Source organism: Pseudonocardia sp. 73-21, from assembly GCF_001899645.1.
Classification (GTDB): domain Bacteria; phylum Actinomycetota; class Actinomycetes; order Mycobacteriales; family Pseudonocardiaceae; genus Pseudonocardia.
This window is the reverse complement of the sequence record NZ_MKVV01000033.1, coordinates 74000-99726: the sequence shown is the minus strand read 5'-3', so window position 1 is coordinate 99726 and position 25727 is coordinate 74000. Positions and strand designations below refer to the sequence as shown.

At 70.7% G+C, this 25727-nt stretch carries 20 protein-coding genes; 13 read left to right on the top strand and 7 right to left on the bottom strand.

What is annotated here, in order from left to right; translation table 11 throughout:
• The first annotated feature begins 140 nt into the window (after positions 1-140).
• Positions 141-1715 (top strand): long-chain-fatty-acid--CoA ligase, encoded by a 1575-nt coding sequence (locus BGP03_RS09435; protein ID WP_296368737.1) that lies wholly within the window; start codon positions 141-143, stop codon positions 1713-1715.
• Here BGP03_RS09435 and BGP03_RS09430 read toward each other — a convergent pair.
• A complete protein-coding gene (locus BGP03_RS09430; protein WP_296368739.1) occupies positions 1708-2262 on the bottom strand; it encodes a PaaI family thioesterase in 555 nt (184 codons plus the stop codon). The two genes, BGP03_RS09435 and BGP03_RS09430, sit on opposite strands and share 8 nt — an antisense overlap.
• A gap of 78 nt (positions 2263-2340) precedes the next feature.
• Between BGP03_RS09430 and BGP03_RS09425 the strand changes: the two genes are divergently transcribed.
• The 3 genes from BGP03_RS09425 to BGP03_RS09415 are packed head-to-tail and all read left to right on the top strand — an operon-like array spanning position 2341 to position 5601.
• Positions 2341-3507: a thiolase family protein gene (locus tag BGP03_RS09425; protein WP_296368741.1), complete on the top strand. Its 1167-nt coding sequence runs from the start codon at positions 2341-2343 to the stop codon at positions 3505-3507.
• A gap of 34 nt (positions 3508-3541) precedes the next feature.
• A complete protein-coding gene (locus tag BGP03_RS09420) occupies positions 3542-3967 on the top strand; it encodes an OB-fold domain-containing protein (protein WP_296368744.1) in 426 nt (141 codons plus the stop codon).
• Between the two features lie 32 nt (positions 3968-3999).
• Complete coding sequence (locus tag BGP03_RS09415) at positions 4000-5601, top strand: AMP-binding protein (RefSeq protein WP_363093455.1); 1602 nt, start codon at positions 4000-4002, stop codon at positions 5599-5601.
• A gap of 87 nt (positions 5602-5688) precedes the next feature.
• Here BGP03_RS09415 and BGP03_RS09410 read toward each other — a convergent pair whose 3' ends face one another.
• Both BGP03_RS09410 and BGP03_RS09405 read right to left on the bottom strand, forming a co-directional pair.
• Positions 5689-6492: an enoyl-CoA hydratase/isomerase family protein gene (locus BGP03_RS09410; protein WP_296368746.1), complete on the bottom strand. Its 804-nt coding sequence runs from the start codon at positions 6490-6492 to the stop codon at positions 5689-5691.
• A gap of 35 nt (positions 6493-6527) precedes the next feature.
• On the bottom strand, positions 6528-7706 hold the full coding sequence (locus BGP03_RS09405) for an acyl-CoA dehydrogenase family protein (RefSeq protein ID WP_296368748.1): 1179 nt from the start codon (positions 7704-7706) through the stop codon (positions 6528-6530).
• Between the two features lie 154 nt (positions 7707-7860).
• On the opposite strand from BGP03_RS09405, the gene BGP03_RS09400 reads away from it, so the two are divergent.
• From BGP03_RS09400 to BGP03_RS09380, 5 genes are all read left to right on the top strand, one after another.
• Complete coding sequence (locus BGP03_RS09400; RefSeq protein ID WP_296368979.1) at positions 7861-9441, top strand: carboxyl transferase domain-containing protein; 1581 nt, start codon at positions 7861-7863, stop codon at positions 9439-9441.
• Positions 9441-11462, top strand: a complete 2022-nt coding sequence (locus BGP03_RS09395; RefSeq protein WP_296368751.1) for a biotin carboxylase N-terminal domain-containing protein — start codon at positions 9441-9443, stop codon at positions 11460-11462. The genes BGP03_RS09400 and BGP03_RS09395 overlap by 1 nt, the downstream gene beginning before the upstream one ends.
• Before the next feature lie 57 nt (positions 11463-11519).
• Entirely contained in the window at positions 11520-12674 is a 1155-nt protein-coding gene (locus BGP03_RS09390) for an acyl-CoA dehydrogenase family protein (protein WP_296368753.1), read from the top strand.
• Between the two features lie 141 nt (positions 12675-12815).
• A complete protein-coding gene (locus tag BGP03_RS09385; protein WP_296368755.1) occupies positions 12816-14372 on the top strand; it encodes a long-chain fatty acid--CoA ligase in 1557 nt (518 codons plus the stop codon).
• A 106-nt stretch (positions 14373-14478) separates the two neighbouring features.
• Positions 14479-15711: a helix-turn-helix domain-containing protein gene (locus BGP03_RS09380; RefSeq protein WP_296368757.1), complete on the top strand. Its 1233-nt coding sequence runs from the start codon at positions 14479-14481 to the stop codon at positions 15709-15711.
• 100 nt (positions 15712-15811) lie between these two features.
• Here the strand turns inward: BGP03_RS09380 and BGP03_RS09375 are convergent, their stop codons facing one another.
• The 3 genes from BGP03_RS09375 to BGP03_RS09365 form a co-directional block, all read right to left on the bottom strand.
• Positions 15812-16000, bottom strand: coding sequence for a hypothetical protein (locus BGP03_RS09375; RefSeq protein ID WP_296368759.1), 189 nt, complete (start codon positions 15998-16000; stop codon positions 15812-15814).
• Between the two features lie 1252 nt (positions 16001-17252).
• Positions 17253-18923 carry a long-chain-fatty-acid--CoA ligase gene (locus BGP03_RS09370; protein ID WP_296368760.1) on the bottom strand — a complete coding sequence of 557 codons (1671 nt, stop codon included), beginning with the start codon at positions 18921-18923 and terminating at the stop codon, positions 17253-17255.
• A gap of 24 nt (positions 18924-18947) precedes the next feature.
• Positions 18948-20114, bottom strand: coding sequence for an acyl-CoA dehydrogenase family protein (locus tag BGP03_RS09365; protein ID WP_299736099.1), 1167 nt, complete (start codon positions 20112-20114; stop codon positions 18948-18950).
• 28 nt (positions 20115-20142) lie between these two features.
• Between BGP03_RS09365 and BGP03_RS09360 the strand changes: the two genes are divergently transcribed.
• From BGP03_RS09360 to BGP03_RS09345, 4 genes are all read left to right on the top strand, one after another.
• Positions 20143-20931: an FCD domain-containing protein gene (locus BGP03_RS09360; protein WP_296368765.1), complete on the top strand. Its 789-nt coding sequence runs from the start codon at positions 20143-20145 to the stop codon at positions 20929-20931.
• Complete coding sequence (locus BGP03_RS09355; protein ID WP_296368767.1) at positions 20922-22085, top strand: thiolase family protein; 1164 nt, start codon at positions 20922-20924, stop codon at positions 22083-22085. Before BGP03_RS09360 ends, BGP03_RS09355 begins: the two co-directional genes overlap by 10 nt.
• A 147-nt stretch (positions 22086-22232) precedes the next feature.
• Positions 22233-22829, top strand: coding sequence for a TetR/AcrR family transcriptional regulator (locus tag BGP03_RS09350; protein WP_296368770.1), 597 nt, complete (start codon positions 22233-22235; stop codon positions 22827-22829).
• Between the two features lie 187 nt (positions 22830-23016).
• Positions 23017-24171: an acyl-CoA dehydrogenase family protein gene (locus tag BGP03_RS09345; protein WP_296368772.1), complete on the top strand. Its 1155-nt coding sequence runs from the start codon at positions 23017-23019 to the stop codon at positions 24169-24171.
• A gap of 9 nt (positions 24172-24180) precedes the next feature.
• On the opposite strand, the gene BGP03_RS09340 is transcribed toward BGP03_RS09345, so the two are convergent.
• Positions 24181-25719, bottom strand: coding sequence for a carboxyl transferase domain-containing protein (locus BGP03_RS09340; protein WP_296368774.1), 1539 nt, complete (start codon positions 25717-25719; stop codon positions 24181-24183).
• Positions 25720-25727: the final 8 nt, after the last annotated feature.

The following is a 25727-nucleotide window of genomic DNA, read 5'->3' as shown; positions in this document are numbered from 1 at the left end:
GTCGCTGGCGGCGTGCAGTGCCGAAGAGCTCAGCCACAAACGGACGAATCAGGCAGTCAGCCACCCGTTCGGACCTAGGACCGACCTCCGGAGTCCGCCATCGTGATCGCCATCACCATCGGATCATCAGGAGCATCCCCATGACCGAGTCCCTGCGCTGGGCCCTCGACCGCGCTGCGCTGATCGCGCCGGAGCGCACCGCCGTCATCGACGGCGACATCACCTACGACTATGCCGAGCTGGCACGCCGGGTGGGGGGACTGGGCGGCGGGCTGCAGTCACTCGGCATCGGCAAGGGCGACGTCGTGGGCGTACTGGCCCTCAACGGTCACCGCCACCTCGACTACTGGCTCGGGGTGCCCGCGATCGGCGCGGTCCTCAACGATCTCAACTTCCGGCTCAGCGAGGACGAGCTCGCCTTCATCATCGACGACTGCGGCACCGCCGCGCTGGCCGTCGACGACATGCACGCCGGGATCGGCGGCCGGCTCCGCGAACGCTGCCCCACCCTCACCACGCTGGTACACCTGGGAGACGGTCCCGCACCCGCCGGGTTCGCCTCGCACGACGAGCTGCTCGGACACACTGCGGCGACCGCGGTTCCCCTCGGCGCCGAGGACATCGGCGGCGTCTTCTACACCGGCGGCACCACTGGCCGGCCGAAGGGGGTCCTGCTGAGCCATCGCAACCTGGTGGCGAACGCGAAGCACGCGCTGCTCGCCATCCGGCACACCCCCGAGGAGCGGTACCTGCACGCGGGTCCCATGTTCCACCTGGCCGACGGCTCCCAGACCTACGCGGTCACCTGGATCGCCGGGACGCACGTGTTCGTCCCCGCCTTCGACGCCGACCTGGTGGGGCGCGTCATCGAGCGCGAGCGGGTCACACTGCTCCTCATCGTCCCATCGATGATCAACATGTTCGTGAACCACCCCGGCACCGCCGAGCGCGACCTCTCGAGCCTCCGGCTGTTGCTCTACGGGGCCTCCCCCATGCCCGACCAGCTCCAGGAGGCCGCGATGAAGCTGCTGCCCTGCGACTTCAGCCAGCTCTACGGCATGACCGAGGCCGCTCCCCTGCTCACCCAGTGCAGCCCGGAGGACCACCGCCGGGGCGCCACCGGCGAGCAGCCCTACGCCGGACGGTTGCGGTCCGCGGGGGCACCCGTCATCGGGGTGCAGGTGGAGGTCCACCGGGAGGACGGCACGCGGGCGGCCCAGAGCGAGGTCGGCGAGATCTGGGCCCGCGGGCCCAACATCATGACGGGCTACCTCAACCGTCCCGATGAGACGGCGGCAGTGCTCGACGACGAGGGCTGGTACCACAGCGGCGATGCGGCGTGGGCGGACGAGAACGGCTACATCTACATCGTCGACCGCCTGAAGGACATGATCATCTCCGGTGGCGAGAACGTCTACTCGGCCGAGGTCGAGAACGTCCTCTACACCCATCCCGACGTACTGGAGGCTGCGGTGATCGGGGTGCCCGACGACGCGTGGGGCGAACGCGTCCACGCCGTCGTCGTCGCCCGCCCGGGCGCCGAACCGGACGTCGAGGACCTGATCGCGCACTGCCGCGCCAAGCTCGGCGGGTTCAAGGTCCCCCGCAGTGTGGACTTCCGCGACGACGCCCTGCCGAAGTCGGGCGCCGGCAAGATCCTCAAGAGGGAACTGCGACAGCCCTACTGGGCGGGGCACGACCGGGGAGTCAACTGACGCCGTTCGCAGCACCGTTCCCAGCACCGTTCCCCTTACCGTCGAGCCACTTCTGGAAGCGCCCGTAGTGTTTCGCGGGGTCACGTTCCACGAACCTCGCCCGGGCGTGGCAGAGCGGGCGGTCGTCGCCCGGCAGCAGGATCTCGGCGTGGATGATCCAGTGCCCCTTCTCGCTGCGCGACTCCGGCCAGGCACGCACGTTCAGCTCGCGCAGCAGTGGGACCGGACGCCTGAACCGGACATCCATCTCGGCCGTCACCGACAGGACCGCGGCGGCGATCGGCACCGCCCCGCAGGCCTCGTCGAGGGCTCCCATCACAGAGCCGCCGTGCACCACACCGCCCGCCCCCTCGTGCTCTGCGGTGAAGCGGGCGGTGCCCTCGACGGCACCGTCCGCGCCGCGGCGCAGCACGAGGCCGAAGCGGCACCGGTTCATCGGCCGGCACCCCATGCAGAGCATCTTCCCGAACTCGATGCTGAACAGCGGGTCTCCGGCATCGGTCGAGGTGGTGGCCGGGTCGACGTCCGGCTGCGCAGGAAGGCTCACACGGCCACAGTATCCGAGCGACCACGGTCGTCGTCACACGCTGGTCAGCGATGTTAGTCACTGCTAACGTCTGGACCCATGCCAGAACCGCTCGCGACGCTCGCCGGATTCTCGGAGGTCACGCCCGGCCGGCTCGACCGCCCCTTCCTGGACCTGCACCTCGAGTCGGCCGTCGCCGCCCTGCGCGACGCGGGGATGGAGGCATCCGACGTCGACGGCCTGATCTGCGTGGGCTCGATGATGGGCGAGTCCATCGAGCACACGTTCCTGTCCGAGGAGATCCAGGACTCCCTCGGACTGCACAACCTCGGACTGCAGCTCGGTGTCCAGCTGGGCGGCGGGAGCCACCTCGCCATGCTCGGCGTCGCGACGCGGGCGATCCAATCCGGCCAGTGCTCGGCGGTGCTGTGCGTGTCGGCGGGGGTGTTCCCGCCGATCCGCGACGTCGGCAGGCGCCTGATGACGATGACCTGCCACCCGGACTACGAGCTGCCCTACGCGCCCTCCATCCCCACCCTCTACGGGCTGATCGCGCAGTCGTGGCTCGACCAGGTCGGGCAGGGCCGCGAGGTGTTCGCCGAGGCCGTGGTGGCCCAGCAGGAGTGGGCGGTGGCGCACCCGACCTCGATCGGCGCCGGCGCCGGTAGCTTCACCGTTGAACAGGTGCTCGACGCCCGGCACATCGCCGGCCCGTTCGGCTACCTCGACTGCTCCATCCCGTGCGAGGGCGGCGGCGCCTTCGTCCTCGTCTCGCCCGACCGGGCCGCGGGCCTGCCGCACCGCTCGGTGCACGTGGTGGGCATGGGGGAGGGCCACACCCACGGCTTCCTCACCTCGATGCCCGACCTGTCGCGGACCGGCGCGGTCCGCTCCGGCGCCACCGCCTTCGCCCAGGCCGGTGTCTCCCCCGCCGACATCCAGCTCGCGCAGCTCTACGACGCGTTCAGCTCCAACCCGCTGATGCTGCTCGAGGAGCTCGGCCTCGCCGAGCGCGGAAAGGCCGTCGAGCTCTACCGCGAAGGGGCCACCCGCCCCGGGGGGCGGCTGCCGGTGAACACCAACGGCGGGCTGCTGCGCTTCGGCCACTCCGGCACGGCCTCGGGCATCTGCGGGGTACTGGAGGCCTACCAACAGATGACCGGCCGCGCCGCGGGCATCCAGGTCGAGCAGGCCGACCTCGCCGTCGTCCACGCCTACGGCTCCATGCTCTGCAGCCACGTCACCGTCGTCCTGGAGGGGTCATGACCGCCGACACAATCACTCCCGCGGGGGCGGCATCGTGACCGTCACCTACCTGGAGGGGTTGGCCGATCCCGAGGTGCTGCCCCGCATCGACGAGGTCAACCGCGGCCACTTCGAGGCCGCGGCGCAGGGGCGGCTCGCCGTGCGCGAGTGCACCGCGTGCGGGCTGCTGTTCCACTACCCGCGTCCGTTCTGTCCTCGCTGCCACTCCGCCGAGCTGAAGTGGACCGACCTGTCCGGCGACGCGACCGTGCTCGTCGCCGCGGTCGTCAGCCGCCCCCCGTGGAACGAACTGCCCCGAGCGGCGCCCTACCCGGTCGTCGTGGTCCGCCTGGCCGAGGGCCCGCAGATGCTCTCCACCGTGGAGGGCTGCGACCCCGCGGCGGTGGTTCCGGGGATGGCGGTGCGCGCGGCGTTCGAGCGCGTCGGTGACATCGGCATGGTCCGATTCATCCCTGCCTGAGCGCCCTGACCAGATCCGACGAGAGGACCGCCGTGCCCACGGACCACGACCTGAACGCCAACATCGTCACCCGGGTCAACGTCGGCGACATGCTGACCCGGGCCGCCTGGCGCCGACCCGAGCACGAGGCCGTGATAGACGGCGTACGCAGGCTCACCTACCGCGCGCTGAACGACGAGGTCAACCGGCTCGCCCACGCCCTGCTCGCGGCAGGTTACGGGCGCGGCGACGTCCTCGCCCTGGCCAGTGGCAACAGCGTCGAGTTCCTGACCACCTACTTCGCCTGCGCCAAGACCGGTGTCGTCTGCGTCCCGGTCAACCTGGCCTGGGGACCTCCCGAGGTCAGCTACGTCCTGGAGCACTCGCAGGCCCGCGGCGTGGTGGTGGAGACCCAGCTCGCCGGGCTGGTCGCCGCAGCGCTGCAGCGGGTCGCCGGCGACGCGGTGGCCGACGTGATCGTGGCGCCCGGAACCGGCGTGCCGTGGGAGGCGGGGGCGACGGGCCGGTGGCAGGACCTCGCCTCCTTCGTCGGCGACGCCGTGACCACCGAGCCGGAGTGCCTGGTGGGCGACCGCGACCCGATCAGCTACCTCTACACCAGCGGCACCACCTCCGCCCCGAAGGGCGTGGTGAGCAGTCACGTCGCGGTCTACATCGAGTCGCTCAACGCGCCGCTGGTACTCGGGATCAACGGTGACGAGCGCGCTGTGGCGATGATGCCGCTGTTCCACACCGCGCAGCTCAACGGCTTCACCACCGGGCTGCTCTACATGGGCGGCACGCTCGTGCTGATGCGGGCGTTCGACCCGGCCGCCCTGCTGGCCACGATCGAGGCCGAGCGGATCACGCAGATCTTCGGGCTGCCGATGATGTACCGGGCGATGATGGACCACCCCGACATCGACAAGCGCGATCTGTCCACGCTGCGGCTGGCGCTCTACGCGATGGCCCCGATGCCCGACACCGACCTGCGCCGGGCGATCGAGGTGTTCGGCTGCGACTTCGCGCTGGGCTTCGGCCAGACCGAGATGAACCCGATCACCACCGTGTTCCCGCCCGAGTACCAGCTCAGCCACGCCGGATCGGTCGGCCTGCCCGTGCCCAACGTCCAGGTCGGGATCATGGACGACGCCGGCCAACTGCTGCCGACCGGGGAGACCGGCGAGATCGTCTACCGCGGCCCGCACGCCATGGAGGGATACCTGCGGAACCCGGAGGCCACGACCGAGGCGTTCGCGCACGGCTGGTTCCACTCCGGCGACGTGGGTCGCTTCGACGGCGACGGGCTGCTCTGGTTCGCCGACCGCAAGAAGGACGTGATCAAGTCCGGCGGTGAGAACGTCGCCTCGATCGAGGTGGAGAAGGCGCTCTACGAGGCCGAGCCGCGGATCCAGGAGGTGGTGGTGGTCGGGCTCCCCCACGAGCGGTGGTCGGAGGCGATCGCCGCCATCGTGACGCCGAAGCCGGGCGTCGTGCTCACCGAGGCCGACGTGATCGCCGCCGCTCGCACCCGGCTGACGGGGTTCAAGGTGCCCAAGGCCGTGCTGTTCACCGACACCATGCCGCGCACGGCCACCGGCAAGATCCAGAAGAACGTGCTGCGCGAGCAGCACCACCGGCACTTCGAGAGCTGACGGGCCCCTGCCGGCCCGGAGGGGGGGCCTGCGGGGAACCGTCTCCGCACCGGCCGGCTCGCGTGACGCGAGCCGGCCGGACCGCGGTCAGCCGCCCGTCACGGACGGGAACTTCGGCGCGCGCTTCTCCTTGATGGCCGTGGCGCCCTCGAGGACATCGTCGTCGAAGAAGTTGAGCATCTCGTAGGCGAGCGAGGCCTCGAAGATCGGGCTGGCGTCGCGGATCCAGAGGTTGAGCGAGCGCTTGGTCCAGCGCAGCGCGTGCTGCGGGCCGGCGGCCAGCTTCTCGGCGACGGCCAGCGCGGTGGGCAGCACCTCGGCGAGCGGCTTGCACATCGAGACCAGGCCGATCCGCTCGGCCTCCTTGCCGTCGATGAACTCGGCGGTCAGCAGGTAGTACTTGGCCTTGGCCATGCCGCACAGGATCGGCCAGATGATGGCCGCATGGTCGCCCGCGCCGACACCGAGGCGCAGGTGCCCGTCGGTGAGCCGCGCGTCCTCGGCGATCACCGAGATGTCGGCCATCAGGGCCGCCGCGAGCCCCGCACCCACCGCCACCCCGTTGATCGCCGAGATGACCACCTTCTGGCAGTTGGCGATGTTGTAGACGAGGTCGGCGGCCTCCTTGGCGATGGCCGCGATCTGCTTGAAGTCCTTCACCTGGTCGACCACCATGTCGAGGTCGCCGCCGGCGGAGAACGCCTTGCCCGCGCCGGTGATCACCGCGATCCTCGTCGCGTCGTCGGCGTCGACGTCGAGCCACACGTTGCCGAGCTCCCAGTGCAGGCGCTTGTTGGTGGCATTGAGGCGTTCGGGACGGTTGATCGTGATCAGCAGCACCCCGTCGGAGGGCCGCTCGAAGGTCAGGTACTCGTACTTGTCGTAGTCCACTGCTGTCCCCTTGCTCGTCGAGAGGTGAGTCACGCTCAGAGGCCGATCTGCTTGGCGATGATCTCTTTCATGATCTCGGTGGTGCCCCCACCGATACCGAGGATGCGCGAGTCGCGGTAGTGCCGCTCGACCTCGGTCTCGCGCAGGTAGCCCATGCCGCCGTAGAGCTGCACCGCGGTGTCGACGGCGAGCGCGCAGGCCTCCACGGCCTGGTTCTTGGCCATCGAGACCATCCGCACGTCGGCGTCGCCCGCTATGATGCGATCCACCGCGGCGCGGGTGTAGATACGGGCCACGTCCACGGCCGTGGCCATGTCGACGATCTTGTGCCGCACCACCTGCCGGGTGGACAACGGCCGTCCGAAGGTCTCGCGCTGCTTCACCCACTCCAGGGTCAGGTCGAGGCAGCGCTGGGCCGTGGCGTAGCACTGCACGGCGAGGAAGGCCCGCTCCACCTGGAACTGCTGCATGATCTGGAGGAAGCCACTGTTCTCCGGCCCGACCAGGTTAGCCACCGGCACGCGCACGTCGGAGTAGCCCAGCTCGGCGGTGTCGGAGCACAGCCAGCCCATCTTCTTCAGGGTGCGCGAGACCGCGAAACCCGGGGTGCCCCGCTCCACCACCAACAGCGAGATACCCGACGCGCCCGGGCCGCCGGTGCGCACGGCCGTGGTGACGAAGTCGGCCCGGACCGCCGAGGTGATGAAGAGCTTCGCGCCGTTGACCACGTAGTGATCACCGTCGCGGCGTGCGGTGGTCCGGATGCCGGCGACGTCGGACCCCGTGTCGGGCTCGGTGACGGCGAGGCTGCCGATCTTCTCCCCGGCCAGCGTCGGCGCGACGAACGTGCGGATCTGCTCGGGATCGCCCTGTGCGGCCATGTGCGGCACGGCGATGTTGTGGGTGAGCAGGCCGGCCAGCAACCCCGACGAGCCGCCGGCCTCCATCACGGCCTCGGTAAGCAGCACCAGGTCGCGCAGGTCACCACCGGAACCGCCGACCTCCTCCGCGAAACCGATGCCCAGCAGGCCCGCTGCGGCCGCGCGGCGGTGCAGCTCACGGGGCAGCTCACCGGCATCCTCCCAATCCTGCAGGTGGGGGACGATCTCCTTGCGGGTGAACGACATGGCGAGGTCCCGCAGCGAGACGCGCTCGGGCGTGGTCCACGGGTCCGCTGCAGCGGACCCCACCTCGCGCTGGTCCAGCTGGGTCATGTGGGCGCTCCTTCTCCTACCGTTCAGGGAGGATCGGCACGACCGACCGCGCCGACCCCGTTGTCGCAGGACGTTAGTAGCCGCTAACGTAACGCCTCAGGAGATCGGCGTCGATGCCACCTGGAGGAAGAAGTTGGTTGACGTCCTGCCCGACCTGGTCGATCCGCGTGCCCCGGGATACCTCGAGAACCGCGAGGGACACACCGCACAGCTCGACACGATCGCCGAACAGCTCGCGCTGGCCAACGGGGGCGGCGGCGAGAAGTACGTCGCCCGACACCGCAATCGCGGCAAGATGCTGGCCCGTGAGCGCGTCGAGCTGCTGATCGACCCCGACACGGCATTCCTGGAGATGTGCCCGTTCGCGGCATGGGGCACGAAGTTCTCCGTGGGCGGCAGCGTGGTGGTCGGCATCGGCATCGTCGAAGGCATCGAGTCGATGATCATCGCTCACGACCCGACGGTGCGCGGCGGGGCCTCGAACCCCTACACGTTCCGCAAGGTGTTCCGGGGCATGGCGGTGGCCCGCGAGAACCGGCTACCCATCATCAACGTCGTCGAGTCCGGCGGGGCGGACCTGCCCACCCAGGCCGAGATCTTCGTGCCGGGCGGCCAACTGTTCCACGATTTGACCCAGCACAGCGCGATGGGGCTGCCGACGCTCGCGCTCGTGTTCGGCAACTCGACTGCGGGGGGCGCCTACATCCCCGGCATGTGCGACTACGTGGTGATGGTCCGCAACCGGTCCAAGGTCTTCCTCGGCGGTCCACCCCTGGTGAAGATGGCCACCGGCGAGGTGTCCGACGACGAGTCGCTCGGCGGCGCCGACATGCACGCCCGCACCTCCGGGCTGGCCGACTACATGGCCGAGGACGAGCAGGACGCCATCCGGATCGGGCGCCGCATCATGGCGCGGCTGAACTGGCGCAAGCTCGGGCCGGGCCCAACCCAGCCACCGACCCCGCCGCTGCTGGATCCCGACCAGCTCCTGGGGATCGCCTCGGTGGATCCGAAGGTCCCCTTCGACCCACGCGACGTCATCGCCCGCATCGTAGACGGATCGGCGTTCGACGAGTTCAAGCCGCTCTACGGCACCTCGCTGGTCACTGGATGGGCGTCGATCCACGGCTACCCCGTGGGGATCCTGGCCAACGCGCGCGGCATCCTGTTCAGCGAGGAGGCGGAGAAGGCCGCCCAGTTCATCCAGCTGGCCAACCAGATCGACACGCCACTGGTGTTCCTGCAGAACACCACCGGCTACATGGTGGGCGCGGAGTACGAGCAGGGCGGCATCATCAAGGACGGCGCGAAGATGATCAACGCCGTCTCCAACAGCATCGTGCCGCACCTGACGATCGTGATGGGCGCGTCCTACGGCGCGGGTAACTACGGGATGTGCGGCCGGTCCTACTCCCCCCGTTTCCTGTTCACCTGGCCCAACTCGCGCTCCGCCGTCATGGGTCCGGCCCAGCTCGCCGGAGTGCTGTCGATCGTCGCCCGCGAGTCGGCCGCCGATCGCGGTCTCCCGTTCGACGAGGAGGCCGACGCCCAGATGCGCGCCGCCGTCGAGGGCCAGATCGAGCGCGAGTCGGTGGCGCTGGCCAACAGCGGCAGGCTCTACGACGACGGGATCATCGACCCCCGCGACACCCGTACCGTGCTCGGGTTCTGCCTGTCCGTGGTGCACAGCAACGAGGTCCGTGGCCAGCGTGGCTACGGCGTGTTCCGGATGTGATGGCAATGCCCGTGATCAAGAAGCTGCTGGTAGCCAACCGGGGAGAGATCGCCCGGCGCGTGTTCCGCACCTGTCGCGACCTCGGCATCGCCACGGTCGCCGTGTACTCCGACGCCGATGCCGGTGCCTGGCACGTCGACGACGCCGACGAGGCCGTCCGGCTGCCCGGATCGTCCCCGGCGGAGACCTACCTCGACGGTGAGCGGGTGATCGCCGCGGCCCTGCTCACCGGGGCCGATGCCGTGCACCCCGGCTACGGCTTCCTGTCGGAGAACGCCGGCTTCGCGCGGGCCTGCGCCGGCGCCGGGCTGGTGTTCGTGGGTCCGCCGCCGGACGCGATCGACGCGATGGGCTCCAAGCTGACGGCCAAGAAGATGATGGCCGAGGCCGGGGTCCCCGTCCTCCCGGGCGGTGACGCGACCGGGCTGGACGCCGAGGAGCTGCGCAGGCTTGGCGCCGAGGTCGGCTACCCGCTGCTGGTCAAGGCGAGCGCAGGCGGCGGCGGGCGCGGCATGCGCGTCGTCGAGTCGTCCGACGACCTCGACGAGGCCGTGGCCTCCGCGTCGCGCGAGGCGGAGTCGGCGTTCGCCGACGGCACGGTGTTCCTCGAGCGGTACGTGCAGCGCCCCCGCCACGTCGAGATCCAGGTGATGGCCGACATGCACGGCACCGTCGTCTCGCTGTTCGAGCGGGAGTGCTCGGTGCAGCGCCGCCACCAGAAGGTCATCGAGGAAGCGCCCTCCCCCGTCGTCGGCGACGAGCTGCGCGCCCGGATGGGCGCGGCGGCGGTCGCGGCGGCGCGGGCCGTGGACTACGTCGGCGCCGGCACCGTCGAGTTCGTCCTCGACGCCAACGGCGGCGACGCCGACGGCACGTTCGCCTTCCTGGAGATGAACACCCGCCTGCAGGTCGAGCACCCGGTCACCGAGCTGGTCACCGGGCTCGACCTCGTACGCCTGCAGCTGCTGGTGGCGATGGGCCGGCCGCTGCCTGCCGAGGTGAGCGAGCCGCGGATCGCCGGCCACGCGGTCGAGGCCCGGCTCTACGCCGAGGACCCCGCGAAGGGGTACCTGCCGCGCACCGGGACGCTGCGCACGATGCAGGTCCCCGACCTCGCCGGGGTCCGGGTGGACTCCGGCGTGCGCGACGGCTCGGTGGTCGGCCACCACTACGATCCGATGCTCGCCAAAGTGATCGCCTGGGCGCCCACCCGGGCCGAGGCGCTCGGCACGCTGTCCGCCGCGCTCGCCGGCGCCCGGATCCACGGCCTCACCACCAACCGAGACCTGCTGGTCCGCGTGCTGCGCCACGACGAGTTCGCCGGACGCGGCACCGACACCGGGTTCCTCGACCGCCACGACGCGGCCGAGCTCGGGGGCGCGCTCATCGACGGCGACGGAGAGCGCCTGCACGCGGTGGCAGCCACGCTCGCCCAGGTCGCGGCGCGCCGTGCCGCGGCCCGCATCCAGCCGACGCTGCCCGCCGGGTGGCGCAACAACCCGTCCCAGCCGCAGACCACCGGGTGGGGCACCGCCGACGGCCGCGAGCTGCGGGTGGGCTACGCGCTGCTCCGCGACGGGGTCGAGGTGGAGGTCGACGGCAAGCCGGTCGAGGACGTCACCGTGCTCGCGCACCAGCCCGAGCGGGTGGTCCTGGAGGCCGGCGGGCTGCGGCGCACCTACGACGTCGTGTTCGACGGCGACCGTGCCTACGTGGACAGCAGTGCCGGATCCACCGCGTTCACCCAGGTCCCGCGGTTCGTCGACCCGAGCACGCTGAAGCCGGCAGGTTCGCTGACGGCACCCATGCCCGGCTCGGTGATCCGACTACCCGTCGCGGCGGGCGACACCGTCAGGGCCGGGCAGGCCCTGGTCGTGCTGGAGGCGATGAAGATGGAGCACACCATCGCCAGCCCGATCGACGGGATTGTCGCCGACCTTCCGGTCGAGCTGGGACAGCAGGTGTCCACCGGCGACGCCCTCGCAGTAGTCGAACCGGCCGACGGTTCGGACGAGACGTAGGACGAGACACCGACGCGCCGCCGGCCGGTGGCGGGTCACTTCGGGGTAGGGAGCGGTATGGAACTGCACGAGACCGAGGAACGGCGCGACCTGCGCAAGGCCGTGTCCGAGATCGCCAAGGACTTCGGGCACGACTACTACGTGACCAAGTCGCTCGCCGGGGAGAAGAGCACCGAGCTCTGGCAGGCCGTCGGCAAGCAGGGGTTCCTCGGGGTCAACATCACCGAGGAGTACGGCGGCGGCGGCGGCGGCATCTACGACATGCACATCGTCGGCGAGGAGCTGGCCGCGGCCGGCTGCCCGCTGCTGATGACGGTGGTCTCCCCCACCATCTGCGGCACGATCATCCAGGCGTTCGGCAGCGACGAGCTCAAGGCGCGCTGGCTGCCGGGCATCGCCAGCGGCGAGATCATCATGTCGTTCGCGATCACCGAGCCGGATGCGGGCTCGAACTCCCACAACATCTCCACCCACGCCAAGCGCGTCGGCGGGGAGTGGGTGCTCAACGGCACCAAGTACTACATCTCCGGCGTCGACGAGGCCGAGGCCATCCTCGTCGTCACTCGCACCGCGACCGACGACCGCGGCCGCGGTCGGCTGAGCCTCATCGTGGTGCCGACCGACGCCCCCGGGCTGACCAAGACCGTGATCCCCGTGCAGGCAGTGACGCCGGAGAAGCAGTTCACCCTGTTCTTCGACGACGTGAAGGTGCCCGCCGAGAACCTCATCGGCACGGAGAACGACGGCCTGCGCCAGGTGTTCATGGGCCTCAACCCGGAGCGCATCATGGGCGCCGCCCTGGGCAACGGCATCGGCCGCTACGCGCTGGACAAGGCGTCTGCCTACGCGCGCGAGCGCAAGGTCTGGGACGTGCCGATCGGAGCCCACCAGGGGGTGTCGCACCCGCTTGCGCACGCCAAGATCCAGGTCGAGCTGGCCCGGCTGATGACCCAGCGGGCGGCGTCGCTGCACGACGCGGGCGACCCGGGCTCGGGCGAGGCGTCGAACATGGCCAAGTACGCCGCGGCCGAGGCCGGCATCCTGGCGCTGGACCAGGCGATCCAGACGCACGGCGGCAACGGAATGGCCACCGAGTACGGGCTGGCCACGCTCTGGGGCCCGGCCCGGCTGATGCGCACCGCGCCGATCAGCCGGGAGATGATCCTCAACTATGTGGCGCAGCACAGCCTGAACCTGCCACGATCGTACTGAGTACCCTTTGTCCGCTCGTGTCCGTTTCGGTGGACACGAGCGGACGGGGGCGTTCGGGCGGCCGTCGGGGCCGGGGCCCTGCCTCACCCAGCCATTCTCAACGACGAGGAGCCGCCGACGCGGTGGCCGAGGAGTACGCACATGGATCGCGGTATCGGTCAGTGGGTCACCAAGCGGGCCTTCCTCAACGGGCAGCGCACGGCGTTCGTCTCCGGTGACACCAGCTTCACCTACGCCGACCTCGAACGGCGCACCAACCAGGTCGCCTTGAGCCTGCTGGGCCTCGGCGTCCGCAAGGGCGACCGGGTGGCTGTGCTCCTGGTGAACTCGGTGGAGTTCATGGAGGTCCTCTTGGGATGTGCGAAGATCGGCGCGATCACCGTCCCGATCAACGTGCGGCTCGCCGGCCCGGAGATCGGCTACATCCTCGCCGACGCGGGCGCCGACGTGTTCGTCTTCCACGAGCCGCTCGCGGCGGCGGCGGTCACCGCGCTGGCCGAGCCGGGGGTCCGGGTCCGTCACACCGTCCGGGCCCGGGGCGCTGCGGCCGACGGCGAGATCGCCTACACCGACCTGCTCTCCGGCGGTGCCCCGGAGCCTCTCGACAGCGACGTCGACGGCCGCGACCCCGCGTTCATCATGTACACCTCGGGCACCACTGGCCGCCCGAAGGGCGCCATCCTCACCCACGACAACCTGCTGTGGAACGCCGTCAACATGCTGGGCACCGACCAGGGCCTGCGCGGCAGCGACGTGACCGTGGCCGTCGCCCCGATGTTCCACATCGGCGGGCTGGGGGTGCACACGCTGCCGCTGCTCTACGTCGGCGGGACCAGCGTGATCCTGCCGTCGTTCGACCCGGTGGGCACGCTCAAGGCGATGGCCGAGAGCCGGGCCACCATCCAGTTCATGGTGCCGGCGATGTGGTCGGCGCTGACCCAGGTGCCCGACTTCGACTCCTACGACCTCTCGGCGCTGCAGTTCGCCATGGGCGGCGGCTCGCCGGTGCCGCTGACCGTCATCGACTTCATGCAGCAACGCGGCGTCCCGTTCACCGAGGGATTCGGGATGACCGAGACCGCACCGCTGGTCTCGGTCCTCGACGCTGCCAACATCACAACACGGGCCGGGTCGATCGGCCGGGTCGCCGTGCACGTCGACGCCCGCATCGTGGACGCCGACGACCGGGACGTTCCGGTCGACACCGTCGGCGAGTTGCTGGTGCGCGGACCCAACGTGTTCGTCGGGTACTGGATGAAGCCGGCAGCCACCGCCGAGGCCTTCCGGGGCGGCTGGTTCCACACCGGCGACCTTGGGCGGATGGACGCCGACGGCTACATCACTCTGGTCGACCGCAAGAAGGACATGATCATCTCGGGCGGGGAGAACGTCTACCCGATCGAGGTGGAGCAGGTGCTGTTCCGCCATCCCGGTGTGCTGGACGCGGCGGTCATCGGCGGTCCGGACGACAAGTGGGGCGAGCGCGTCGTCGCGGTGGTGGTGGCCGACCCGGCCGCGAAGCAGGAACCCGGCGCCGACGAGCTGATCGCCTGGTGCCGCGAGCGGCTGGCGCACTTCAAGTGTCCACGCGAGGTGCACCTGGTGGCCGAGCTGCCTCGCAACGCAACCGGCAAGCTCCTCAAGACGGAGCTGCGCAAGCGGTTCACCGGGACCGAGGGCGGAGTCGTGCTGCGATGAGCCGGCGCCCGGCACGGAACACAGCCGCCCTGCCACACACCGCTCCGCCAACACCTCCCGTCGCTCAATCGAGTGAACGCCCGTGACGCCGCCTACACTCCGTGCGATGAGGTCGGCGACGCCGCACGATCCCGAGCAGCACGCGCTGACCGCCCGCCTGGTCATATCGGCGGAGGAGCTGACCGACACGCTCGGCGCGCGCGTCCTCGCCAGCGAGCGCTCCTACGCGGAGTCGTCCCTGCTCGCTGCCGACGATCTCCGACTGCTCGTGTTCGACAACCTCGAGGCGCTTCTCTCCCAGCTCGCCGGGACAGGGCCGGAGCGGCTCGACGTCCCCCGGGCAACCGGCCGGATGAAGGCGGAATTCGGACTGCCCGTATCGGCAATGCTGCACGCCTACCGACTGGGTGGTCGGCTGATCTGGGAGCGGCTGCTCGACGTCGCCGACGAGCGTAGCCGTGCAGTTCTCCCGCAGATGGCCACAAAGGTCTGGACCCTCGTCGATGATTACTCGGGCCTGGCGAGCGCGGCCTACGGCCAGTTCACGGTCGAGCTGGCTCGACGGGACGAGCTGGCTCGATCGAGGTTGCTCGACTGCCTGCTGTCCGGGAGCGCCGACGAGTCCGCGATGTGGGAGAGCCTCCGCATCCTGCAGCTCCCCGACCAGGGGCGGTTCCTCGTCGTGATGATCGAGGTCGGCGCCAGCCGCACCGAGGTGCCGCGGCGGGTTGAGGACCGGCTCCGGGCCCGCGGCGTGCACTCCGTGTGGACGGTCGAGCCCGGCGCGGCACTCGGGCTGCTGAGCCTGCCATCGGCACTGCGGGAGCAGACGGTGCTGGATTCGCTCGAGGACCTGGCGACTGCCCGGATCGGGGTGAGCCGCAGCTTCTCCTCGGTACTCGGCGCGCCCGTCGCGCTGCGCGAGGCTCAGGTGGCGCGCCGCTGCACCACGCCGGGATTGCGCTCCGTCAACAGCTACGGTCTCAGACCGATCCCGCAGCTCGTCGCGCACCTCCCCGAGGCGACCCGGGAGTTCGCCGAGCAGGTACTCGGCCCAGTACTGGAGCTTCCGGAGGCCGAGCGGGACGGGCTGCTGTCCACGCTCGCAACCTGGTACTCGTGCGGGGGGTCGTGCACCGAGGTCGCCCGCCGCCTGCACTACCACCGCAACACCATCCGGCTCCGCCTGCAGCGCATCGAGGAGCTGACCGGCCGCTCCTCCGCCGATCCTGTGTCGTCCGCAGAGCTCTACGTCGCCCTGCAAGCCGTCGACCTGAACCCCGGTGCGCTCGGTTGCCGAACGAGCGCCGCGCCGCTGATCTCGCTGCATCGCGCCTGAGAGCAGGGTGTCCGGCGGCAGCTGCGATCGGCGCCGCTGTGCACGAGCACCGTGGATCCGCCACCACCATGTGCCTGCTGCCATCGACGACCCGGGTCCATCACGCCATCCTTAACGGTGGCCGATCGACAACGATCGTCCCGCCGAGCAGGAGGTTGTCGGGATGGACGAAGTCGTCACCGAGCACAGGACCACGGACATCGTGGACCACACCGAGCAGGTGATGACCGAATTCGTGGCCGAGCTTTCTCACCTCCCGGCGGTCGTCGCCAAGCTGCTGGCCGATCACACCCCGGACGCCGGCGGGCGGTGCCGGACGTGCCATATCGCCGACGGATCCGGGCGGGTATGGTCGCCCTGCCGGTTGCTGAGGTTCGCGGAGGCCGCCCGGGCGCTGTCACCCGTGGCGATCGTCGAGCCACCCTCCGCACGTCGCGGGCACAGCCGGAGGTCGGCGGTCCGGTCGCCCCACGCACCCAACACGGCGTCGGCACGCTGAAATCGATCATCGGCGACAGCATCACGCCGAGAAGCCTGACTGTGAGACTGGCTGGCGAGCGCCGTGCCGCTTGCCGTGCCTCCACCAGGAGCATGACGGGGATAGCTTGGCGCGGCAGCGGTGAACTCGTCCGCCCGTTCCCGCGCGAGGACGGCACGCCGAACAGATCGTTGCGGTACCCGCACAACGTCGCAAGCATCTCCTCCGGCGGCGGTCGGTTCTCATTCCCCGCGGTCGTACCCCATGCCTGGCAGCCCCCTCCATGTAGGTATCACCGTCGGTGTTGTAATCGTGCAGCACCCATTCATCACCTACCCGAGCGCTCCGTCCGCAGGTGGTTGCGCACGTCGGCGAAATCGAGGCGGGCGCGAATTCCCAGCGGCGCGCGGCGGTGGCGAGCAGCAGCGCTTTCGGCACACACCGTCCCCGGCGCCGCGCTGCCCGAGTAGGTGGACGGGCAGGTGTTGGTGGCGAACGGGCCGCACCAGATGCGGTCGCAGACCGCTCGGACAGATGACGGCCTTCCCCCGCGGATCGCGGACCGTGGTCGCGGTGGACTACACGGTCGCGCCGGAGCACCCTCACCCCGCGGGCCTCGTGTCGTCGGATCCTGATCTGACCCCCTGGTGTCTCGTGGGTTCGGAACCATCCGGGGTCGATTTTCAAGCTCCGTTGAGACCTCGACCACGCCGGCACCGCGACCGACCCGACGGGCACTCGCGAACATCGACGAAGTCGGCGCGAGCCGGAGCAGTTGGTCATCGGCGGGGAGGCGCAACTTGGCCGTTGACAGCGCCGGTGGCACCTTCGCCGCCGGTCATCGCGCAGCAGCTTCGATCCACTTCGCGACCAGGGCGGCGGCTACGCGGAAAGCACACGACGAGCCGGAAACCTCGTGCTGCACACGCGGCTCCCGGACCTGATCCACGGATTCCTCGACCTCGGGCCGTTAGTGCCCGCCCCGCCGCCTACGAGGAGATCGAGATGGCGCGCCGGGCGCTGCAGGAGCCCCGGCGCGTAGCCGCCGGCTTCACCGGGCGCCTCAGCCCTCGACGTGCTCGGCGCCGGCGTAGAGGTCTGCGTACTGCTGCACCAGGGTGCGCTTGCTGGTCTTGCCGACGCTGGTCTTGGGGATCTCGGCCACGAACAGCACGCGGTCGGGCAGCTGCCAGCGCGCGAACCGCTCCAGCAGTAGGTCGTTGACCTGCTCCACCGTCACCTCGGCCCCCTGGCGGAGCACGACGAGCGCGAGAGGGCGCTCCTGCCACCTCGGGTGCGGCAGGCCGACGACGGCGGCGTCGAGCACGTCGGGGTGGCCGACGATCGCGTTCTCCATGTCGATCGACGAGATCCACTCGCCACCGCTCTTGATCACATCCTTGATCCGGTCGACGACCTTGAGGTACCCGTCGGCGTCGACGGTGCCGGCGTCACCACTGCGCCAGTAGCCGTCGAGGAAGTTGCCCTCAGCCTCCGGCGCGTCGTGGTAGCGCACGGCCACCCACGGCCCGCGCATGCAGACCTCGCCGACGCTGGCGCCATCGTGCGGCACCTCCTCGCCGTGGGCGTCGACGACACGGACGTCCACACCGGTGATCAACAGTCCCTGCTTGCGCTTGAGATCCCACTGGCCCTCGACGTCGAGGCGCTCGCGCACCGACCGTTTGAGTCGGTAATTCAACGCGACCAGTGGTGTGGTCTCTGTGGCGCCGTAGGCGTGGATGATCTCGGCCCCGGTCAGCTCCTTGAACCCGCGCATCATCGACAGCGGTGGCTCGGTCGCCCCGGAGAGGAACCGCGCCCGGCTCAGGTCCGGCGCCTGTGGCAGCGTGCGGATGTACTCCAGCATCGGGCCGAAGATCGCCGGCGCACCGTGCGCGATCGTGACGTCCTCGGCGATCATCAGGTCGACCAGCGGCGCGATCTCCTCGGCCGTGTACCGGCCGGGGAAGATCAGCTTGGCACCCATCATCGCGCACGCGTAGAACAGCCCCCAGGACTGGCCGTGGAACATCGGCACGATGACCAGCGCGCAGTCGTCACTGCTGATGCCGAGGTAGGCGGCCATGGTCAGCGAGTGCAGGTGGATGTTGCGATGGGAGTAGAACACGCCCTTGGGCCGGCCGGTGGTGCCCGAGGTGTAGCAGGCGCTGTACGCGCTGGTCTCCTCCACCACCGGCCACTCGTACTCGTCGGAGGCGGCCGCGAGCAGCTCCTCGTACCCCAACAACCCGGACAGCGTCGTCGTGATCTCCGCGATCGGGCGCTCCGACATCACCACCCAGTTCCGCACACCCGGCAGCTGTGGTGCGATCGCCTCGGCCAGCGGCAGCAACGACTCGTCGACGAGGACGTAGGACGCCTCGCTATGGCCAGCGACGTAGGACAGGTCCTCCGCGGAGATGCGCAGGTTCATCTGCAGCAGCACCGCTCCGGTGCCGGGGACCGCGAAGTAGAGCTCGAAGTGCCGGTGGGAGTTCCAGTCCAGCACCCCGACCCGGTCCCCGGGGGCGACACCGAGCGTCTCGAGTGCGTTCGCGGCTCGCATCATCCGCCGGTGGGCGTCGGCGTAGGTGTAGCGCCGCATCTCCCCACCGGCGCTGTAGACGATCTCCTGCTCCGGGTGCGTACGCACCGCGTGCCGGATGAAGGTGGTGGTGGTGAGCTGGTAGTCGTCGCCCGAGGTGGATGGGCATCCGGTGACGCGCCTCATCGAGCGCCTCCTTCCTGTTGTCGGTCAGCCGACGTACTCGCGGCCGATCAGATGACGGGCGATCACGAGCTTCTGGATCTGGGGGGTCCCGTCGCCGATCTGCAGGCCGCTGACGTCGAGCAGCAGCTGCTGCAACGGCATCTCGGTGGACCACCCGACGTGGCCGTGCAGCACGATGCAGTCGTTGATGGCCTGCACCGCGATCCGCGGCGCCCACCACTTGCACATCGCGGCCTCCCGCGTGTGCGGGAGGCCGGCGGCGCGCAGGCCGAGCGTCCGATAGCACAGCCAGCGGGCCGCCTCGAGCTGCGTGTCCCACTCGGCGAGCGTGAACGACACCCCCTGGTAGGTGGCGATCGGCGCGCCGAACGCCTCACGCTGGCGCACCCAGTCGATGGTGGCGTCCATGGCGCGGCGGGCGGCGCCGAGCACCATCAACCCCAGCAGCGCGCGGGTGAAGTCGAAGTCGGCCAGCTGCGCTGCCAGGCCACTGCCGCCGTCGGTGATCTCATGGTCGGCTGGGACGAACGTGTCGTCGAAGCTCAGCCCGACCCGGCTCAGCGGCCGGAAGCCGGGATCGACGAACCGCTGCCGGCTGATGGTCGGGTCGTCCAGCGGCACCAGCAGGCGCCTCGTCCCGCGCGACCGCAGCGCGGGGTCGACGGTGCCGACGACGATCGCATGGGTCGCGTGCGCGCCCAACGTGACCGAGGTCTTCTCTCCCGACAACCGGAAACCGCCCTCGACGGGCCGGGCGCGCACCGAGAGCCCGGAGGCGTCGGAACCCCCGCGGGGCTCCGTCAACGCCAGGCACACGACCTGCTCGCCGGCCGCCACCGCGTGCACCACCGGTTCGCCGACGTGCGCCGGCAACCCCGCGAGCAGGCCGTCGAGCAGTACCGACCCGAAGATCAGGTAGGCCAGGTTGAAGTCCGAACGGGCCATCTGCTCGCATGCGATGCCGACCGTGACGGGGTCCGCGTCCTGTCCCCCGTGAGCCGCCGGAAGCGTCATCCCGAGCAGTCCGTGACGACCCAGTGCCTTGAGTTCGTCCCAGCACATCTCTTCCGAGGTCGCCCGCGCGAGGTACCCGTCGTGGAACTCGCGGCGACCCAGCGCCGCGACCGAGGCCTCGAAGTCGGCATGCTCGCGGGAGAAGACGAAGGGAGTATCTGGTGTACCAGATTCCATTGATCTAGGATACGAGATCGTGACAGGCGTGTCGAGAGCCGAGCGCGGACCCACCGGCACCGCCGGTGGCTCCGTCCCGCGGATGACGGCGCGGCGGATGATGCGCGAGGCCGTCGCGCGGCGGCTCGTCCCCGGTGACCGGCTGGCCTCGGAACCGACCCTCATGAGCTACTTCGACGTCTCGCGCGGCTCATTGCGGGAGGCGCTGCGCGTGCTGTCCTACCTCGGTGCCATCGACGTGCGCAGCGGCCCGGGTGGCGGCCCGCGGATCGCTCGGCCCGGACCGCGCGTCGTGGGCAGCGCGCTGGCCATCGCGCTGCAGTTCCGCGGCACCACGATGCGCGGCCTGCTCGAGGCGAGGACCGAACTGGAGCCGGTGGCGGCCCGGATGGCGGCGCGGCGCGGGGACCCGGCCGACGTCGCGATGCTGCGCGCCTGCCACCAGCGTCTCGCCGCCTCGGCGGCATCCGCGCACAGGCAGCGCGAATGCCTGGAGTTCCACCGGCTCCTCGCCGCGGCCAGCGGCAACGACGTGCTCGAGTTGGTCCTCACCGCGCTGGCCTGGATGTGCGGTGCGCTCGACCGCGCCCGGCCGGAGCCGGAAGACCGATGCGACGCGACGCGCGACGCGCTCGTGGTCGCGATCGCGGCCGGCGACGCCGCCGGTGCCGCAGCGCTCGCGGCGGCCCTGCTCGACACCACGACCGGACCGCTGCGCGACGGCGCGGCGAGAGCCCTCGACGAGCGGGTGTCGTGGCCCGACGTCGACGAGTTGCCCGACATCGAGGACAGGAAGGACGTCGCGACATGGACGTAGCGATCATCGGCACCGGCATCACCCGGTTCGGCATGTTCGTCGACACCCGGCTGCGCGATCTGGCCGCCGAGGCAGCGGACGCCGCGCTGGCCGACGCCGGGGTGGAACCCGAGGAGATCGGGCTGGTGGTGTTCGGCAATGCCGCGGCGGGAGTGCTCACCGGGCAGGAAATGATCCGGGCCCACACGGCGCTGGGCGGATCGCGTGTGGCCGGCCGCCCGATGGTGTCGGTGGAGAACGCCTGCGCGTCCAGCTCGAGTGCATTCCACCTCGGGGCCATGGCCGTCTCCTCGGGCTCCTACGACCATGTCCTGGTGGTCGGCGCGGAGAAGATGACGAGCACCGACCGTACGCGTGCCGCGCGGGCACTGGCCACGGCCGTGGATGTCGAGCTGGCCGGCGATCAGGACGGCTCGCGCCCCGTGTTCATGGAGATCTACGCGGCCGAGGCGCGCGCGTACCTCGAACGCACCGGTGCGTCGGACCGCGACCTGGCGCTCGTCGCGGCCAAGAGCCTGCACAACGGCAGCCTCAACCCGATCGCGCAGAACCGCACGGCTCTCACGGTCGAGGAGATCCTCGCCGCGCGCACGATCGTGGCCCCGCTCACGCGGCCCATGTGCTCCTCCATCGGCGACGGCGCGGCCGCCTGCGTGCTGACCCGGACGGAGCTGGCTCGCCGCCGCGACCGGCCGTCCGTGCGCGTACTGGCCTCGGCGGTCGGGGCGTCACGCGTCAGCGATGCCGGGGACGTGGTCGGGCGCACCGCCCGGGTGGCCTACGAGCAGGCCGGCGTCGGCCCGGACGGGATCGACCTGTTCGAGGTGCACGACGCCGCCTCACCCGCCGAGCTCGTGATCGCCGAGGAGATCGGCATCGCGCCTCCCGGCGACGGTGCGAAGCTCGCCCGGGACGGCGCGACGGGTGTCGGCGGCGCGACGCCGGTCAACGTGTCCGGGGGCCTGCTGGCCCGCGGCCATCCGATCGGCGCCACCGGGGCGGCGCAGTTGGTGGAGCTCGCCGACCAGCTGCGGGGCCGCGGGGGCGCGCGGCAGGTACCGGGAGCACGAATCGGCCTCGCCGAGAACGCCGGCGGCTCCCTGGGCGACGGGCCCGCGGCCTGTGTCGTCACGATCCTGGCCGCCGTCCGGTAGCCGGCGCGGGCGGCCGGCGTGTGCGGTCAGCCGCGACGATCCGGCCCGGCCTGGCCCGGTGGCCGGCGGCGGTTAGGATGACCTCGTTCGTTCGTATCGTCGGCTCCAGCGTGTCCGCGGGGTCCGCCCGTGCCGAGGTGGAGGTGTGTGACCGTGGCCGGATTCCGCCGGACCGTGCTCCTGGAGGTCGCCACCGAGTTGTTCTCGCGGCAGGGTTTCCATGCGGTGGGCATCGACGACATCGGAGCGGCCGCCGGCGTCACCGGGCCGGCGGTGTACCGCCACTTCCAGAACAAGGACGCCATCCTGCGGGAGCTGTGCAACACCGCGATGACGGAACTGCTGACGGGTGCTCGTCGCGCGGCGGGCACCGGTGGCCCGGAGAACGTGCTGCACGCGCTGATCGCGGTGCATGCCGGATTCGGTTCGCGCCACCGGCGGCTCGTGGCGGTGTACGTGCGCGAGCACCGGGCCCTGTCCCCGATCGCGCTGCGGGCACTGCGCCGTCGTCAACGCGAGTACGAGATCATCTGGACCGAGACACTCGTCCTGGTGCGGACCGACCTGGGCGCCACGCAGGCCCGCGGACTGGTCACGGCGGTCCTGTCGCTGCTCAATGCCGCGGCCCACATGCCGGCCGAGCTCGACGACGCGACGGTGGAGCGGCTGCTGAGCTCCGGGGCCGCCGCGGTGCTGCTGACCCGGCCTGCTGATGCCGCCGACCTCGGCTCGGCCACCGGCTGATCCCGGCCGTTCCTTCCGGGACGATCCCCGTCCCGCCGGGCCTGCACAGCAGGTCCAGGTCCAGGTCCAGGTCCGGATCCGTCGCGTGCCCGGCGCCGTGAACACGGACCGTCCGGCATTGGACTCGCGCATCTGCAGCACATAGTGTTAACCGTGGTTCACATCACCTGTCCGCCGGGAGGCCGTCATGAGTTTCGTCGAGACGTCCGAGCAGTCCATGATCCGCGAGACCGTCGCGAAGATCGCCGGCGGCTTCGGCCACGACTACTTCGTCGACATCACCCGCCGCGGCGAGCCCGCGCTCGAGCTGTGGAAGGCGCTCGCCGACGCCGGGTTCGTCGCGGTGAACATCCCCGAGGAGTACGGGGGCGGCGGTCAGGGGATCACCGAGCTGGCGATCGTGTGCGAGGAGCTCGCGGCGGCCGGCTGCCCGATGCTCGTGCTGATCGTCTCCTCCGGCATCGCGGCACCCGTCATCGCCCAGCACGGCAGCGCGGAGCAGCGGCAGCGCTGGCTCCCCGCCATGGCGAGTGGCGCCAAGAAAATGGCGTTCTCCATCACCGAACCCGATGCCGGTCTCAACACCCACAAGATCACCACCTCGGCCGTTCGGGACGGCGAGGACTGGCGCATCCGCGGCACCAAGTACTACGCCTCCGGCATCGACGAGGCCGACCAGGTTCTGCTGGTCGCCCGCACCGGCGTCGACGAGGCGACCAGCCGATCGCGGCTGTCGCTGTTCGTGGTCGACACCGACGCGCCCGGCCTCACCCGGACCGTGATCCCGATGGAGCTCAAGGTCGCGGAGAAGCAGTTCTTCCTGCACTTCGACGACGTCGTGGTCACCCCGGACCGCATGATCGGCGCCGAGGGGGAAGGCCTGCGGCACGTGTTCACCGGCCTCAACCCCGAGCGGATCACCGTGGCGGCGGTCAGCGCCGGGATCGGGCGCTACGCGCTGGCCAAGGCCTCGCGCTACGCCAACGACCGGCAGGTCTGGGACGTGCCCATCGGTGCCCATCAGGGCCTGGCCCACCCGCTGGCCGAGGCCAAGATCGCGCTGGAGCTGGCCCGTCTGATGACGCAGAAGGCCGGCTGGCTGTTCGACAGCGGCCGGGACGCCGGTGCTGCCTCGAACATGGCAAAGTTCGCCGCGGCCGACGCGGGGCTGCGTTGCCTGGACGCGGCGATCCAGATCCACGGTGGCAATGGGATGGCCACCGAGTACGGGCTCGCCGACATGTGGGGCATGGCCCGATTGCTGCGTACCGCCCCGGTCAGTCGCGAGATGATCCTGAACTACGTCTCCGAGCACGCGCTCGGGCTGCCCCGCTCCTACTGAAGCCGCCGGTCACGTTCGGTGGCGGACCCGCTCGTGGTTGCCCCACGTCACGTCGATCGCGGTCGCAATCACGTGCCTGGTCTCCCGCGGGTCGATGACGTCGTCGACGAAGAAGTGCGCGGCGGCCTCCCACGGCTCGGACTCCAGCTGCCACTCCTCGGTCAGCTTGTCGAAGAGCCGGTCCCGTGCCTCGGTGCCGCCCTGGGCGAGCTCGCGTTCCAGGTCGCCGCGGTGCACCGTGCGGACCCCCGCCTCCGGTGCCATGAAGCCGAGTTCCGCAGTCGGCCAGCAGACCAGCATGTCGGGCGAGGTCTGCGAGCCCCCCATGAGGAAGTAGCCGCCGCCGTAGGACTTGCGCACGATCACGCTGACCCGTGGCACCGCCGCCGTGGACAGCCGCACCGCGATCCGTTCCAGGTAGCGCAGCACACCGCGGCGCTCCTCCTGGGTGCCGATCATCAGACCCGGCACGTCGTGCAGCATCACCAGCGGGATGTTGAAGGTGTCGCAGATCTCGATGAATCCGAGGTACTTGTCGAGGGCCTCGACGTCGAGCGTCCCGGCGCGCTGCATCGGCTGGCTGGCGACGACACCGACCGGGCCGCCCTCGATCCGGGCCAGCGCTGTGATCACGGACTTGCCGCGGGTCTCGCACCACTGCAGCAACGAATCGCGGTCGACGATCGCGGCCAGCACCTTGCGCATGTCGTAGCCGCGCTTGCGTTCGGTCGGGACGAGCGTGAGCAGCGCCTCGGCGTCCACCGCGGGCGGCAGCGGCGCCACCACCGGTGCGGCCGCGGCGGCGTGGTCGGGCAGGTAACCCAGCGCGCGTCGGACCCAGGCGATGGCGGCCTGCTCGTCGGCGACCACCGCGTGCGAGGTGCCGGCCTGGGCTGCCGCGACGTCCGGACCGCCCAGATCCAGGTGGGTCACGTTCTCGGCGATGGCGGTGCTGACGACCGACGGCCCGGACAGCGCGACCGAGGCCTGCTCGGTCATGACGGTGAAGTGCCCGGCGGCGGCCTGCAGCGCCGAGTCGCCGTAGCACGGCCCGAGCGCCGCTACCAGCCTGGGCACGGAGGGACAGCCGTCGGGCGGGGTGAGGAACTGCTTGAAGTCCAGCGGTAGGCCGCCGAAGCGCCAGCCCATGATGTCGGGCATCCGCCCGCCGTCGGCGTCGGCCAGCGTGATGATCGGCAGGCCGGCGCGACCGGCGGCGGTGATCAGCCGGGTCTGTTTACGGGCGTTCACCGCGGCCGTCGTCCCCGACAGCACGGTGGCGTCGATGGCGATGACGGCGACCCGGCGGCCGTCCACGGTGGCCCATCCGGTGACCACCCCGTCGGCCGCGGACGCGTCGCCCTCGCGGCGCAGCTCCGGCTTCGTCAGCAAACCCAGTTCGAACCACGATCCCGGGTCGATCAGCAGATCGATGCGCTCACGTGCGGTCAGCCTGCCGCTCGCGTGCTGGCGGGCGATCCGCCGCGGCCCGCCCATCCCGAGCGCCTCGGTGCGGCGCTTCCGCAGCTCGTCGAGATGGGTGTCCATGCTGTCGG

Bases quoted from the DNA above. Each gene is read 5' to 3' on its own strand.
- BGP03_RS09395 (WP_296368751.1), top strand. From the start codon at position 9,441: ATGGCAATGCCCGTGATCAAGAAGCTGCTGGTAGCCAACCGGGGAGAG.
- BGP03_RS09385 (WP_296368755.1), top strand. From the start codon at position 12,816: ATGGATCGCGGTATCGGTCAGTGGGTCACCAAGCGGGCCTTCCTCAAC.
- BGP03_RS09340 (WP_296368774.1), bottom strand. From the start codon at position 25,719: ATGGACACCCATCTCGACGAGCTGCGGAAGCGCCGCACCGAGGCGCTC.
- BGP03_RS09435 (WP_296368737.1), top strand. From the start codon at position 141: ATGACCGAGTCCCTGCGCTGGGCCCTCGACCGCGCTGCGCTGATCGCG.
- BGP03_RS09365 (WP_299736099.1), bottom strand. From the start codon at position 20,114: ATGGAATCTGGTACACCAGATACTCCCTTCGTCTTCTCCCGCGAGCAT.
- BGP03_RS09425 (WP_296368741.1), top strand. From the start codon at position 2,341: ATGCCAGAACCGCTCGCGACGCTCGCCGGATTCTCGGAGGTCACGCCC.
- BGP03_RS09380 (WP_296368757.1), top strand. From the start codon at position 14,479: ATGAGGTCGGCGACGCCGCACGATCCCGAGCAGCACGCGCTGACCGCC.
- BGP03_RS09390 (WP_296368753.1), top strand. From the start codon at position 11,520: ATGGAACTGCACGAGACCGAGGAACGGCGCGACCTGCGCAAGGCCGTG.
- BGP03_RS09345 (WP_296368772.1), top strand. From the start codon at position 23,017: ATGAGTTTCGTCGAGACGTCCGAGCAGTCCATGATCCGCGAGACCGTC.
- BGP03_RS09405 (WP_296368748.1), bottom strand. From the start codon at position 7,706: ATGACCCAGCTGGACCAGCGCGAGGTGGGGTCCGCTGCAGCGGACCCG.
- BGP03_RS09370 (WP_296368760.1), bottom strand. From the start codon at position 18,923: ATGAGGCGCGTCACCGGATGCCCATCCACCTCGGGCGACGACTACCAG.
- BGP03_RS09355 (WP_296368767.1), top strand. From the start codon at position 20,922: ATGGACGTAGCGATCATCGGCACCGGCATCACCCGGTTCGGCATGTTC.